Below are 13567 nucleotides of genomic sequence, written 5' to 3'. Positions count from 1 at the left end.
GAACCTTAAAGTAACTTATGCACTTGATACTGACTGAATAAGTTCTGCATAGAAAGGAAAGCCATGCCTAAAGACAGTGATCAACCGTTGCAAATCGTGCTTAGCTGGAATGCCTATCAGGCAGCGTGCCCGACGCGTCTGATGTTGAACCGCATTGCGGATAAGTGGACGGTACTGGTGTTGGGTTTGCTGGAGACGGAAACCAAACGTTTTAGTACGTTACAGCGGCAGATTGGCGGGATCTCACAAAAGATGCTCACCCAAACATTACGTGGGTTAGAACGTGACGGCCTGATTGCTCGTACCGTATACCCTGAAGTACCACCAAGGGTGGAGTACGCCATTACGCCATTGGGGAAAACGCTTGTGGGGTTGCTAGCAGCGTTGCGGGTATGGTCTGAAACGCATATTGAGGAGGTGCTGGAAGCGCAGAACCGTTATGACAAGGCTGAGCAGCAGGCGCTCAGCGAGGAAACAAAAGGCGTGAGGATCATTCGCTTTTGAATACCTTATGCCAGTAACAAAAACACTGTCGGTTTTTTATGCAAGTCAGGCAGAGGGGATTTCTTCCAGTCCGCGACGGTTTTGGTGACGATCAGCTCATCCTTGGCGGTCACATTGCATGCGACACATAACCTTGTTTGTGCTTGCAGGTTGGCGACCAGGTCTTCCAGCACATGCTGATTTCGATAAGGCGTCTCGATAAACAGTTGGGTAGCTTGTTGCTTTCTGGAATCAAACTCAATACCTTTGATGGTTTTGATGCGCTCGGCTTTATCGCTGGGCAGATAGCCTAAAAAGGTAAAGCGCTGGCCGTTGAGGCCACTTGCCATCAGGGCAAGCAGCAGACTGCTGGGGCCTATCAGCGGTGCAACACGTATGCCTTTTTGGTGGGCGACAGCGGCAAGGGTGGCCCCCGGGTCAGCGATGCCAGGGCAGCCTGCTTCACTCATCAGACCGACGTCTGTGCCTTGCTGCACCACTTGCAAAAGCCTGGGTAAGTCTTTGGGAGGCGTATCTTTGGTCAAAACAGCCAAAGTTAATTCTCGGATAGGGCCAGGATGGCCGCTGGCCGATAGAAACTGGCGGGCGGTTTTTTCATTCTCAACAATAAAGTGGCGCAGGCTACGCATCCGTTGTACGACTTCAGGCGGCAGTACTTGTTGTGGCGTAGTGTCTTCAGATAACGGAACAGGAATAAAATATAAAGTACCGGCGGCCATAATGATAGCGAGAAATACGGAAAGCTGGATTATCCCATGACGGGCAATAAAAAAGCATTCTTGTGCAAGAATGCTTTTTAAACTTTCCCCGCCATCATTTCCATGTAGCAGGGATGATCAACGGTTAGTACTTCACCTGGACGCGATATTTCAAAGTAGCCTCACCTTCCGCAGGCACAGTCACTTTCCAAGTGGCCTGATGTGCGCTGGTTTTTTTGTGAGGCTGCGACTCATTCAGAATTTTCCAGTCACCGTTAATCGGTTCCTGCACGATCACGGTCACCACCTCTTTTTTGGCATTGTGCAAGGTGATGGCATAAGCGCTTTCATAGACCTGAGCCTGGTTGGGCTTGCTCAGGTTTTTAAAGTCGGTTTGCACACGCTCAGCAGTGACATCAAATGCGTTGCCCAGTTTGAGGCGTATCGTGTCGTTTTTTGGTGTGTGGTCGATCTGGTCTTCACCGACGAATTGCGCAGTGCCGTCGTTATCTTTTTTATAGACACGCATGGTGCCTTTAGGTAATGGCAGACCGAGCTTGCTGCTTTCCTTGTTTTCAAACTCGACATACACCTGTACTTTTTGTTTTTTCTCGATATCGCGATACTGGCCCTGATAGTAGTAATCTGCTCCGCTGAGCACTAGCTCCTTACGGGCCGGAATATGCTGTGCCGAGAGCAATGCTACTTGCTTGGTCTGGTTTTCAGCAATCGTGGTGGCACGCGGCAGGGTGTATAAATGATATTCCAATAAGCCTTGCTCGGTCGGCATGGGCGCATCGGCCGCCATGGCTTCTGAACGCATTATCATGGTTTTGGGCCGGATGGCTTCGCGTACACGGTTGACGTCACCCGCTACCAGTTGCACTTTGGCGTTAGGGTAGGCCGTGCCACTGGTATTGGTCAGGGTGACCCAGCCTGAGAGGTCAATGGCGTCTTCTTTGCTGCTGAGTTCAGCGACGTAGTCGGCTTTCCATTGCAGGCCACCAGTCAGGTAGCTGAGTTCCACGCTGGATTGTTCAGCTCCTTTGTATTGCACTTGCGTGGTCAGCGTGGGCCTGTCTTTAAGCTGGCCAGGTACATTGGGGTACACGAGTCGGCCGGGAATGCCGGTTTCGATACGGTTACCGACTTTGAGTACTACCCCATCCTGCGCTGACAATATGGTGGCGCTTTCCTGGGTTTCGGCACCGGTGCTTGGATTCGTGCGAATGATGGTGACTTGCTGCCCTACATTTTTTTCCAGCAGTTTCTGCGGCGTTAATAAATCAAAGTCAAAATTCTGTTCCAGCACTTGCAGGCTGGTGTTCGGGAGCAGGCTGCGCAGCAGGGCGGTTTCAGATTTGATTTGCGCACTGACATCGCGGAATGACAGGGCAGATAAACCGTTGCCTAATGTGAGTTTACGGCTGTCTTTAACCAAAGCAAGGTCTTCGTTGTAGATGGTCACCGCAACACTGGTTTGGTCTGATTGCGGGCTGATGGTGGCCGATTCTGCTTGTGCCAGTGAACTATAGAGTGAAACACTGCCCAGGGAAAAAAACAGCAGGGAGCTGAGTCGCATGAATATCCTCTCGTTTTTGTTTGTAAGCTTGTACGCTTGAGACTGCCTTAACGCGGCAGCCGTTCAAAAGTTAACGCACGACTTTAGTTTGCGCTATGTACGTGACGCGGATAATATATCGACCCCTGCTTGTTGCAGCATATTGACCAGCGCAATCACCGGCAGGCCTATCAAGGCATTGGGATCATCCCCGCGCATATATTCGAGCAGGGCGATGCCCATGCCTTCAGACTTGGCGCTGCCTGCACAATCATAAGGCTGCTCCAGGCGCAGGTAGGTTTCGATCTGCACTGGCGTGAGGGGTTTGAATTTGACGTAATAAGGCGCAATGGTGGATTGCATGTGCTGGTTGGCGCTGTTGTACAGGCAGATGGCACTATGGAAAATCACCTCCCTGCCACTGAGCATGGTCAGCTGTTTGACGGCATTGTCATGGTTGCCTGGCTTGCCTATTTGCAGTCCATCGACCGTGGCGACCTGGTCGCAACCGATAATGAGTGCATTCGGATATGCTTCTGCTACTTTGCGCGCCTTACTCTCCGCCAATCGCAGAGAGGTTTGTTCCGGACTCTCGTCTGCTAATGGCGTTTCATCAATATCGGGTGAGACGCATTCAAACGGCAAATGCAGCTTTTCTAATACTTCACGGCGGTAGCGTGAAGAGGAGGCGAGAATTAAGGTTGGGATAGTCATCAGGATAAAAAAATCCCCGAACAATGATTCGGGGATTTTAGCATTTCAAGTCAGATATTATTCCGGCTGAATTTCAATCAGTGTTTCGTCCGGGGTCACACTGTCACCTTTGGCAACATGGATCGCCACTACAGTACCGGATTTACTGGCCTGGATTTCGTTTTCCATTTTCATTGCCTCAATCACCAGCACGCCATCGCCAGCATTGACCTTGTCACCGACATTCACTTTCACAGTGACAATGGTGCCTGGCATTGCAGTCGTGACACAGCCTGGATGGTTGGGCCGTGGACGGCCGCTGGCAGCCACCGCTGCTGCTTTTTTCTTGCTGCCGTTTGAATTGCCCCCGCTGACTTCCATCTCGCTCAGCGTTTCTACAAACACTTCTTCAGAGATTCCGTCGACTTTGACATAGTATGGCTTGCGCTCTTCACCGGCATGACCGCTACCTGTCAGTTTGATATGGTAGGTCTCGCCGTGCAGGGTGATGTTGAATTCGTTAGGCGCATAACGTGCTGCGGCAGTTTGCTGGGTCACGGCTTCTTTGCTCAGCAATTGTTCTGGCTGCAAGGAACCTGCGTTGCGCTCTTGCAAGAAAGTCTGCCCGATATCCGGGAACATGGCGTAGGTCAGTACGTCTTGTTCGTTATTGGCGAAACGCTCGGCTTCAGATTGCAATCTGGCCATTTCTGGTTGCAGCAAATCTGCAGGACGGCAGGTGATGACTTCAGCATCGCCTACGGCCTGTTTGCGCACATCAGCATTCACCGCTGCAGGCGCTTTACCATATTGGCCCAACAGGTAATTTTTCACTTCATTAGTGATGGATTTGTAACGGCTACCGGTCAAGACGTTTAATACCGCCTGTGTCCCTACAATCTGTGAAGTAGGGGTGACTAATGGAGGATAACCCAGATCTTCACGGACACGCGGGATTTCGGCCAGCACTTCATCCATGCGGTTGAGTGCGCCTTGTTCTTTCAGTTGGTTGGACAGGTTGGAAATCATGCCACCGGGTACCTGGTTAACCAGTACGCGGGTATCTACCCCAGTGAACTCGCTTTCAAACTGCCAGTATTTTCTGCGCACTTCTTTGAAGTAGGCAGTAATTTCCTGCAGTTTGCCAAGATCAAGGCCGGTATCGTATTCAGTACCTTTCAGGGCCGCAACCAGGCTCTCTGTCGTTGGATGGCTGGCACCTTCGGAGAAAGAAGAATTGCAGGTATCAATAATATCTACGCCGTTTTCCACGCTCTTGAGCAATACCATGCTGGCAAGGCCTGAGGTGGCATGGCTGTGCATGTGTACAGGCACGCTGACGGCAGCCTTGAGGCCTTTCACCAGTTCAGCGGCCATGGTTGGAGTGAGCAGGCCGGCCATGTCTTTCACACCAATGCTGTCGCAACCTAGCGCTTCAAGCTCTTTGGCCATGTTTACAAAGTAGGCGACATCATGCACTGGGCTAGTGGTGAATGACAGCGTACCAATTGCGTGTTTTTTCGCAGCTTTAACGGCTTTGATGGCGGTTGTCAGGTTGCGGATGTCATTCATCGCATCAAAGATACGAAACACATCCACACCGGTATCTGCCGCCTGTTTAACAAAGGCGTGGACGACATCGTCCGAGTAATGGCGGTAACCCAACAGGTTCTGGCCACGCAGAAGCATATTGATAGGCGTATTGGGCAAGGCTTTACGCAGGCTGCGTAAACGCTCCCATGGATCTTCTTTCAAAAAGCGTACGCAGGCGTCAAATGTCGCTCCGCCCCAGGCTTCCAGGGACCAGAAACCAATGTCATCCAGCTTGCTGGCGATTGGCAGCATATCTTCAGTACGCATGCGCGTCGCAATCAGGGATTGGTGTCCATCTCTTAAAACGAGTTCGGTGACATGTATTTTGCTCATAATCTGGTCGATCTAAATAAATATCTGCAATGCGGGTTAATCAAATGCCTTCGTGGGCGGCGATTGCTGCAGCAATCGCCGCAGCCATCAATTCTTTCGGTAATCCGACGTCATATTGCGTCAGCTCGGGATGTTGTTCCACAAAGCTGGTATTAAAGTCAGCTGCACGGAAATCCGGATGTTGCATGATTTGCTGGTAATAAGGAATCGTTGTTTTGACGCCATACACAATCATGTCGTTCAGCGCACGACGGCCGCGCTCGATCACGCCTTCCCAATCCAGCGCCCAAACCGTCAGCTTGGCACACATGGAGTCATAGTAAGGTGGAATGACATACCCGCTATAAATAGCTGCATCCATACGTACGCCAGGACCGCCGGGCGCGTAGTAGCGTGTAATCTTACCAAAGCTTGGCAAGAAGTCTTTTTGCGGGTCTTCGGCGTTGATGCGGTACTCCATGGCATAACCACGGAACGCAATTTCGCTTTGCTTGTACTGCAAAGGCAGGCCTGCCGCCACGCGGATCTGCTGCTGAACGATATCAACACCGGTAATGGTTTCAGTCACAGTATGTTCCACCTGCAAGCGGGTGTTCATTTCCATGAAATAGAAATTATTGTCAGAGTCGAGCAGAAACTCGACTGTGCCGGCATTTTCATAACCCACTGCTTTGGCTGCCTTGACACCCAGCCCGCCAATATATTCACGCTGTGCCTGCGTCAGTTGTGGTGACGGGGCGATTTCAATCAGCTTCTGATTGCGGCGCTGGATAGAGCAGTCACGCTCAAACAGGTGAATGACATTGCCATGGGAATCAGCCAGCACCTGCACTTCGATATGGCGTGGATGAACCACACATTTTTCAAGGAACACTTCCGGCTTGCCGAAGGCTTTGCTGGCTTCAGAAATGACACGGTCATAATTGCTTAATAATTCTTTTTCGTTGTCGCAACGGCGAATACCACGGCCACCACCACCATTGGTGGCTTTCAGCATCACTGGATAGCCTATTTTATTTGCCAGCTTGATGGCGGCGTCAACAGATTCGAGGTTGCCATCGCTGCCCGGTACACAGGGAATACCTGCATTAATCATGGCGTTACGCGCCTGAATCTTGTCACCCATCTGGCGGATAACGTCTGCCTCTGGGCCAATAAACTTGATGCCGCGGCGGGCGCAAACCTCAGCCAATTCAGGATTTTCTGAAAGGAAGCCATAGCCTGGATGCAAGGCATCACAACCAGCAGCCACGGCAATATTCACAATATTATGTGCGTTCAGATAGCCTGCTACAGGATCGGAACCAATGTTATAAGCTTCGTCGGCTTTTTTGACATGCAGGGCATGACGGTCAGCGTCGGAATAAATGGCGACCGATTTGATGCCCATTTCCGAGCAGGCGCGCACAATACGTACCGCAATTTCACCGCGATTCGCGACTAAAATTTTCTTAAACACACATTACCCTTAAAGCAAGAAAAAAGGACAGAGTCTTTTTGTTAATTTAACTGTTTGATCAACCAGCAAATGCTTGTATTTAAAACGGTTTGAGTTTCTTTGGTTATGGTTTTGCACCAACGTGGCCGCCAGAGCGGATGGCCGATTTTTTAAATCGGCACCATGAATGCGCCCATGAAAATAGCGCCGTGTGATGCGACGTTATTATAACAACAAACCGCGCTCTTAAATAGTGCAATATCATTTCCGGCTGGACTTCAAGCCCTGCGGGTCGTCAAGACAGGTTGAGTTTGTTATAGTATCGGGCTTATTTGAAATGAGATTTTTTGGTCATGGTACGATACCAGGAGCTGGCCCGGCAGCAAAAAAAAATAGAAGGCGAGTTGATGCTTTCGTCGTTACCCCGGTTGCATGAGGCCTTACAGGAGCTGGGTGTGAGCGATGCCGGCGCTTTGTCGGCGCTACGGGTGCAATACCAGGTGCGAGGTTTGCCTCCGCGCTATTTTGGCGGGGTATCATTGCCCATGCTGGCGCTGGCTGTGCAATCTGAACTGCCCCTGGTTTGCCAGCGCTGCTTTGCCCCTATGCCGCAAGCCATGGATTTGCAGTTTGAGTTTGCGCTGTGCGATGAGCCGCCGGAAGCTTTGTTGGAAGACGAGCAGGTGGACTGGCTGGATACACAGGAGGAGACCTCAGTGGAGTCGCTGGTGGAGGATGAGTTGCTGATGGCGCTGCCTATTGCTGTGATGCATGAAGAGGCCTGTACGGATCTGCAGCAAACGGCGGGCGACAAGCCCAATCCGTTTGCGGTGTTAAAGCAGTTAAAACTGGACAAGTAATGGTGTAGCGTTTTGATGGGTGTTCAGAAGCAAAAAGTAAACAAAAAGCGATATTTGCAGGATTTATTTGCAGTTGTCTCTGGAATATTTTATAATTGCGGATTAGGTAGCATTTTGAGTTTATATAACTGCCCTTAAACTTCAATCTCTGAGGTGTGGCGGTTTGATTTTGGAGCAATAACATGGCAGTTCAGCAAAACAAAAAGACACCGTCCAAGCGTGGTATGCACCGTTCCCACGACTTTTTGACAAACCCACCATTGGCGATTGAGCCAACAACTGGTGAAGTACATTTGCGTCATCACGTAAGCCCTAACGGTTTTTACCGTGGTCGTAAAGTGATGCCAGCAAAAGGCGAATAATCGCTGCATAAAAGCGACAAGCTTTAAAACGCGCCGCGCACTAAAATGCGCGGCGTTTGTGTATCTGGCGTAAGCCTGCGTTTTTACCAACCTACGTTTTTTTGCGCAGGGCAATAATGGTAAATAAACTTGGGAAATCACATGACAACTGGTCAACATAAGCATTCACAAGAAGTAGTGATTGCCATTGATGCCATGGGGGGAGATCACGGTCCACATGTGACTGTGCCTGCGGCTGTTCGAATTCTGAACGAAAATCCTAATCTCAATATCATCCTGGTCGGTTTGCAAGAAGCCATTGAGGCAGAATTAAAGGTCTTGCGCGTGGCAGCAAGCCCGCGTTTACGCGTGCATCATGCCAGTGAAGTCGTGCTGATGGATGAATCGCCGCAAAGTGCCATGAAGAACAAAAAAGACTCTTCAATGCGTGTGGCCATCAATATGGTGAAGACTGGCGAAGCGCAAGCATGCGTGAGTGCTGGCAATACAGGTGCCTTGATGGCGACAGCCCGCTTTGTGCTCAAAACCCTGCCGGGGATTGACCGTCCGGCCATTGCCTCAACCTTGCCTTCTGAAAAGGGCAGCACTTTTATGCTCGACCTCGGAGCTAACGCTGACTGTACTCCAGAGCATTTATACCAGTTTGCCATTATGGGTGCCATGGTGGTGAGCAGTCTTACCAATAAGCCTAATCCCACCGTCGGGTTGCTCAATATCGGCTCAGAAGATATCAAGGGCAATGAAGTTGCCAAGCAGGCTGCTGAGCTACTTCGTGGCAGCCATTTGAATTTCTACGGTAATGTAGAAGGGGACGATATTTTCAAAGGCACGACTGATGTCGTGGTTTGTGATGGCTTTGTCGGTAATGTCTCGCTCAAGACCACTGAAGGATTGGCGCATATGATGGGCAAGTTCCTGACCCAGGAATTCAAGCGTAACTGGTTGACCAAGTTGATGGCGCTGGGGGCTTTCCCGGTGCTCAAAGCGTTCAAGCGGCGGCTGGATCCAAGGCGCTATAACGGCGCAAGCTTTCTCGGGTTGCGCGGGATTGTGGTGAAAAGTCATGGAGGTGCCGACAGTGTCGGTTTTTACCATGCCATCCATGTGGCGATGGAAGAGGCGCAAAGCGGTATATTGAAACGTATCCAGGCGCAGCTCGAAATTGAACACCTAACTACTTCCGAGCCTTCCTGAGGCTAGATTAGTTAGGTTTTTTGAACCAATTAAGGCATAATCGCACGAATGATTTACGCACGAATCGCAGGGACTGGAAGTTACCTGCCACCAACTATTTTAACGAATGCCGATCTGGAAAAATTGGTTGATACCACTGATGAGTGGATCTTCGCCCGTACTGGGATCAAGCAGCGCCATCGCGTGACAGATGAGCTTACTAGCGACCTGGCCACCCAGGCGGCACGCAATGCGATTGAAGCCGCTGGAATCCAGGCGCAAGAAATAGACTTGATCATTGTCGCAACAACGACACCAGATAAATTATTTCCTAGCGTCGCCACCATGGTACAACGCAAATTGGGGATCGCTGGCTGTCCTGCATTTGATGTGCAAGCAGTGTGCAGCGGTTTTGTCTACGCACTCACGACTGCCAATCATTTTATCCGCTCTGGCCAGCATAAAAACGTGCTGGTGATAGGGGCAGATACCTTTACTCGTATTACAGATTATACCGATCGCAGCAACTGTATCCTGTGGGGTGATGGCGCAGGTGCCGTCATTTTGCAAAGTAGTGATCAACCAGGCATCCTGTCTACGCACATTCATGCAGACGGCAATTATGAAAACTACCTACATGTCCCGCGTAATCCTGATGGCCCTGATACTGTGGTGATGGAAGGCAATCCGGTATTCAAGATTGCTGTCAATACCTTAGACCAGATCGTGGACGAAACGCTGGAAGCCAACCACATGCAAAAGTCCGACATCGATTGGCTGGTACCACATCAGGCCAATATCCGAATTTTGCAGGCGACTGCCAAAAAACTGGATATGCCTATGGATAAGGTTGTGGTGACAGTAGACCGCCATGGCAACACTTCAGCTGCGTCTATTCCTCTGGCTTTGGACGTTGCAGTACGTGATGGCCGTATCCAGCGGGGGCACACCTTATTGATGGAGGCGTTCGGCGGTGGCTTTACCTGGGGTTCTGCCCTGGTGAAATATTAATCCTCATCTGGCATGTTCAACATGCGTGATTTTAGTTAACTCACTGAAAATATATGTCTAAATTTGCTTTTTTCTTCCCTGGCCAAGGTTCACAATCCGTGGGCATGATGCAGGGACTCGAAACACATGCTATTGTCAAAAAAACTTTTGATGAGGCGTCTGCTGTGCTTGGTGTTGATTTCTGGAAAATGGCTACTGAAGCCAATGATGAAATCAACCTCACTGAAAATACCCAACCTATCATGCTCACGGCAGGTGTCGCTACCTGGCGTGTTTACCAGTCCCTGGGTGGGAAATTGCCCGCTGCCATGGCAGGCCACAGCCTGGGTGAATATACTGCCCTGGTGGCTGCCAACGCTATTTCATTTGCGGATGCCTTACCACTGGTGAAATTCCGCGCGCAAGTGATGCAACAAGCCGTGCCTGAAGGCCAGGGCGCGATGGCTGCTATTTTGGGCTTGGATGATGAAGCTGTGCGTACAGTGTGTTGCGAAGCTGCACAAGGGCAGGTCGTGCAGGCCGTGAACTTCAACTCCCCAGGCCAGGTAGTCATTGCAGGGGATAAAGCCGCGGTTGAGCGTGGCATGGAACTCGCCAAAGCAAAAGGCGCTAAACGGGCCTTGCCATTGCCTGTCAGCGTACCATCCCACTGTGACCTGATGAAGCCAGCTGCGGATAAATTGCGTGATTATTTGCAGAATGTAAATGTACAGGCACCTGAGGTCCCAGTGCTGCATAATGCAGATGTCGCAGCGTACAGCGATCCCGACAAAATTAAAGATGCATTGGTGCGCCAGTTATATAGTCCTGTGCGTTGGGTTGAAACGGTACAGCAGCTCGCATCGCAAGATGTGTTGAGTGCAGCAGAATGTGGTCCAGGCAAAGTGTTGGCTGGTTTGGCCAAGCGCATTGTGGCTGAAATGAGCTGTGTGGCACTGATTAGTGATGAATCTGTGCAAACGTTTGTTGCACAATAAGGGGATAAGGATGTCTGATCAACAAGTAGCATTAGTCACTGGCGCCAGTCGCGGTATTGGTGCCGCCATTGCACGAGCATTAGGTAAGCAGGGCGCGGTTATCATTGGCACGGCCACCTCTGCAAGTGGCGCCGAGGCGATTACTGCGCATTTGAAGGCCGCGGGTGTCAATGGTGTGGGAATGGCCCTGGATGTCACGCAATCTGAACAAATTGATGCGGTATTGAAGCAAATCTCTGAACAGTATGGTGACGTGACTATCCTCGTAAACAACGCAGGCATTACCAAAGATACCTTGCTGATGCGTATGAAGGATGAAGACTGGGATGCAGTGCTCAACACCAACCTGAAATCTGTTTTCCGTATGAGTCAGGCCGTATTGCGGCCTATGATGAAAGCCCGTCAGGGCCGCATCATTAATATTTCCAGTGTGGTGGGTCATATGGGTAACGCCGGCCAGACCAATTATGCGGCGGCTAAAGCGGGTATGACAGGTTTTACCAAGTCTATGGCGCAAGAAGTCGGTAGTCGCGGTATCACGGTGAACTGTGTGGCCCCGGGCTTTATCGATACCGACATGACGGCTGAGTTGCCAGAAGAGATCAAGGCAAAAATGCTGGAGCGTATTGCCGTGGGGCGTTTGGGTCAGGCTGAGGAAATTGCAGCTACGGTGGCATTTTTGGCTTCACCTGCGGCCGCCTATATCACAGGCGAAACCATCCATGTCAATGGCGGCATGTACTGTGCTTAATATTTAGTTTCTTTGGTATTCTGGACAAGTTTTGCTAGAATACCGGTTTACTGTACACGACACTTATCAACAAAGGGGTATTTTAGATGTCCGACATCGAACAACGCGTAAAGAAAATCGTTTGTGAACAATTAGGTGCAAACGAAGCTGACGTAAAAAACACATCATCTTTCGTGGATGATCTGGGTGCAGATTCTCTGGACACCGTAGAATTAGTGATGGCTTTGGAAGAGGAATTCGATTGCGAAATCCCTGACGAAGAAGCTGAAAAGATCACTACCGTGCAGCAAGCGATTGACTACGTCAACGCAAACCTCAAGTAATTCATTGACTCTTTCTTTAATCAGCCCTCGCAAGAGGGCTGATTTTCTATTATGACGAAACGCAGAGTAGTAGTAACTGGCTTGGGCGTGGTGTCTCCAGTAGGGATTGGTACCCAAACCGCTTGGAACAATCTGGTCGCTGGTCAATCAGGCATTACCCGTATTACTAAATTCGATCCAACCCCGTTTGCCTCGCAAATTGCAGGTGAAGTGAAGGGTTTTAACGCTGAGGAATTTATCCCGGCCAAGGATGCACGCCGTATGGATACTTTTATCCAGTATGGCTTGGCAGCTGGCCTGGAAGCTTTCCGTGATTCCGGTCTTGAAGTGACAGAAGCCAATGCCGAGCGCATTGGGGTTACTATCGGCTCCGGTATTGGTGGGTTGGGTTTGATTGAATCCACGAATGATAGCTATGACGAAGGGGGCCCGCGCAAGATCTCGCCATTCTTTATTCCTGGTACCATCATCAATATGATTTCAGGTAACCTCTCCATCATGTTAGGCCTCAAAGGGCCGAACATTGCAGTGGTGACTGCCTGTACGACTGGCACGCACAGTATTGGCGAAGCCGCCCGTATGATTGAGTATGGCGATGCGGATGTGATGGTGGCCGGTGGCGCTGAGGCGGCAATTACCGAGCTTAGCGTTGGCGGCTTTGCCTCCGCGAGAGCCTTATCTGGCCGCAATGATGATCCAGCTACAGCAAGCCGCCCCTGGGATAAAGACCGTGATGGCTTTGTCATTGGTGAGGGCGCTGGGGTACTAGTGCTGGAAGAGTATGAACATGCCAAAGCACGTGGTGCCAGAATTTATGCCGAAGTAGCAGGCTACGGTTTAAGTGCCGACGCCTATCACATGACTGCGCCAAATATGGACGGCCCACGTCGTTCCATGGTCAATGCATTGAAAAATGCGGGTGTGAACCCTGACCAGGTACAGTTCATGAATGCGCATGGGACTTCCACACCCTTAGGCGATACTAATGAAACTAATGCGATTAAAGCCACGTTCGGTGATCACGCTTATAAACTGGTCGTGAACTCTACCAAGTCCATGACGGGTCATTTGCTAGGCGGCGCCGGTGGTCTGGAGTCTGTGTTTACGGTCTTGTCCGTGTACAACCAGATTTCGCCGCCGACCATCAACCTGTTTAATCAGGATCCTGAGTGCGATCTGGATTACTGTGCCAATACGGCGCGAGATCTCAAGATTGAATATGCCTTGAAAAACAACTTTGGTTTTGGAGGCACGAACGGCAGCTTGTTATTCAAGCGCGTTTAAGTTATT

The 13567-nt window shown here is 50.4% G+C and carries 14 protein-coding genes; 9 read left to right on the top strand and 5 right to left on the bottom strand.

Annotated elements, in window-relative coordinates:
* Window positions 1-63: 63 nt before the first annotated feature.
* A complete protein-coding gene (locus tag F463_RS0101825) occupies window positions 64-504 on the top strand; it encodes a winged helix-turn-helix transcriptional regulator (protein ID WP_018985333.1) in 441 nt (146 codons plus the stop codon).
* A 5-nt stretch (window positions 505-509) separates the two neighbouring features.
* On the opposite strand, the gene F463_RS0101820 is transcribed toward F463_RS0101825, so the two are convergent.
* From F463_RS0101820 to F463_RS0101800, 5 genes are all read right to left on the bottom strand, one after another.
* Entirely contained in the window at window positions 510-1223 is a 714-nt protein-coding gene (locus F463_RS0101820) for an SAM-dependent methyltransferase (RefSeq protein WP_018985332.1), read from the bottom strand.
* Window positions 1224-1347: 124 nt separating this feature from the next.
* Window positions 1348-2784: a DUF4139 domain-containing protein gene (locus F463_RS0101815; protein ID WP_018985331.1), complete on the bottom strand. Its 1437-nt coding sequence runs from the start codon at window positions 2782-2784 to the stop codon at window positions 1348-1350.
* A gap of 93 nt (window positions 2785-2877) precedes the next feature.
* A complete protein-coding gene (locus F463_RS0101810; protein WP_026295215.1) occupies window positions 2878-3477 on the bottom strand; it encodes a Maf family nucleotide pyrophosphatase in 600 nt (199 codons plus the stop codon).
* Between the two features lie 57 nt (window positions 3478-3534).
* Window positions 3535-5382 (bottom strand): sodium-extruding oxaloacetate decarboxylase subunit alpha, encoded by a 1848-nt coding sequence (gene oadA / locus F463_RS0101805; protein ID WP_026295214.1) that lies wholly within the window; start codon window positions 5380-5382, stop codon window positions 3535-3537.
* Between the two features lie 40 nt (window positions 5383-5422).
* The gene (locus tag F463_RS0101800) at window positions 5423-6841 is read right to left on the bottom strand and encodes an acetyl-CoA carboxylase biotin carboxylase subunit (protein WP_018985328.1); all 1419 of its coding nucleotides are present in this window, start codon (window positions 6839-6841) and stop codon (window positions 5423-5425) included.
* Window positions 6842-7173: 332 nt separating this feature from the next.
* On the opposite strand from F463_RS0101800, the gene F463_RS0101795 reads away from it, so the two are divergent.
* From F463_RS0101795 to fabF, 8 genes are all read left to right on the top strand, one after another.
* On the top strand, window positions 7174-7680 hold the full coding sequence (locus F463_RS0101795) for a YceD family protein (protein ID WP_018985327.1): 507 nt from the start codon (window positions 7174-7176) through the stop codon (window positions 7678-7680).
* Between the two features lie 182 nt (window positions 7681-7862).
* A complete protein-coding gene (gene rpmF / locus F463_RS0101790; protein WP_018985326.1) occupies window positions 7863-8042 on the top strand; it encodes a 50S ribosomal protein L32 in 180 nt (59 codons plus the stop codon).
* 141 nt (window positions 8043-8183) lie between these two features.
* On the top strand, window positions 8184-9236 hold the full coding sequence (gene plsX / locus F463_RS0101785) for a phosphate acyltransferase PlsX (RefSeq protein ID WP_018985325.1): 1053 nt from the start codon (window positions 8184-8186) through the stop codon (window positions 9234-9236).
* A 48-nt stretch (window positions 9237-9284) separates the two neighbouring features.
* Window positions 9285-10226, top strand: a complete 942-nt coding sequence (locus F463_RS0101780; RefSeq protein WP_018985324.1) for a beta-ketoacyl-ACP synthase III — start codon at window positions 9285-9287, stop codon at window positions 10224-10226.
* 53 nt (window positions 10227-10279) lie between these two features.
* Window positions 10280-11203 carry an ACP S-malonyltransferase gene (gene fabD, locus F463_RS0101775; protein ID WP_018985323.1) on the top strand — a complete coding sequence of 308 codons (924 nt, stop codon included), beginning with the start codon at window positions 10280-10282 and terminating at the stop codon, window positions 11201-11203.
* 10 nt (window positions 11204-11213) lie between these two features.
* On the top strand, window positions 11214-11954 hold the full coding sequence (gene fabG / locus F463_RS0101770; protein WP_018985322.1) for a 3-oxoacyl-ACP reductase FabG: 741 nt from the start codon (window positions 11214-11216) through the stop codon (window positions 11952-11954).
* An 86-nt stretch (window positions 11955-12040) separates the two neighbouring features.
* Window positions 12041-12277: an acyl carrier protein gene (acpP, locus tag F463_RS0101765; protein WP_018985321.1), complete on the top strand. Its 237-nt coding sequence runs from the start codon at window positions 12041-12043 to the stop codon at window positions 12275-12277.
* A gap of 51 nt (window positions 12278-12328) precedes the next feature.
* The gene (gene fabF, locus F463_RS0101760; RefSeq protein ID WP_018985320.1) at window positions 12329-13561 is read left to right on the top strand and encodes a beta-ketoacyl-ACP synthase II; all 1233 of its coding nucleotides are present in this window, start codon (window positions 12329-12331) and stop codon (window positions 13559-13561) included.
* Window positions 13562-13567: the final 6 nt, after the last annotated feature.

It is taken from the genome of Methylophilus methylotrophus DSM 46235 = ATCC 53528 (assembly GCF_000378225.1).
GTDB classification, from domain to species: Bacteria; Pseudomonadota; Gammaproteobacteria; order Burkholderiales; family Methylophilaceae; genus Methylophilus; species Methylophilus methylotrophus.
The sequence above is the reverse complement of the archived record's forward strand: the minus strand, read 5'-3'. Positions and strand labels throughout refer to the sequence as shown.

What these genes read in the sequence shown, in the direction of transcription:
- fabG (WP_018985322.1), top strand. Translation starts at nt 11,214, where the DNA reads ATGTCTGATCAACAAGTAGCATTAGTCACTGGCGCCAGTCGCGGTATT.
- fabF (WP_018985320.1), top strand. Translation starts at nt 12,329, where the DNA reads ATGACGAAACGCAGAGTAGTAGTAACTGGCTTGGGCGTGGTGTCTCCA.
- oadA (WP_026295214.1), bottom strand. Translation starts at nt 5,382, where the DNA reads ATGAGCAAAATACATGTCACCGAACTCGTTTTAAGAGATGGACACCAA.
- acpP (WP_018985321.1), top strand. Translation starts at nt 12,041, where the DNA reads ATGTCCGACATCGAACAACGCGTAAAGAAAATCGTTTGTGAACAATTA.
- F463_RS0101825 (WP_018985333.1), top strand. Translation starts at nt 64, where the DNA reads ATGCCTAAAGACAGTGATCAACCGTTGCAAATCGTGCTTAGCTGGAAT.
- F463_RS0101815 (WP_018985331.1), bottom strand. Translation starts at nt 2,784, where the DNA reads ATGCGACTCAGCTCCCTGCTGTTTTTTTCCCTGGGCAGTGTTTCACTC.
- F463_RS0101795 (WP_018985327.1), top strand. Translation starts at nt 7,174, where the DNA reads ATGGTACGATACCAGGAGCTGGCCCGGCAGCAAAAAAAAATAGAAGGC.
- rpmF (WP_018985326.1), top strand. Translation starts at nt 7,863, where the DNA reads ATGGCAGTTCAGCAAAACAAAAAGACACCGTCCAAGCGTGGTATGCAC.
- fabD (WP_018985323.1), top strand. Translation starts at nt 10,280, where the DNA reads ATGTCTAAATTTGCTTTTTTCTTCCCTGGCCAAGGTTCACAATCCGTG.
- plsX (WP_018985325.1), top strand. Translation starts at nt 8,184, where the DNA reads ATGACAACTGGTCAACATAAGCATTCACAAGAAGTAGTGATTGCCATT.
- F463_RS0101810 (WP_026295215.1), bottom strand. Translation starts at nt 3,477, where the DNA reads ATGACTATCCCAACCTTAATTCTCGCCTCCTCTTCACGCTACCGCCGT.
- F463_RS0101780 (WP_018985324.1), top strand. Translation starts at nt 9,285, where the DNA reads ATGATTTACGCACGAATCGCAGGGACTGGAAGTTACCTGCCACCAACT.
- F463_RS0101820 (WP_018985332.1), bottom strand. Translation starts at nt 1,223, where the DNA reads ATGGCCGCCGGTACTTTATATTTTATTCCTGTTCCGTTATCTGAAGAC.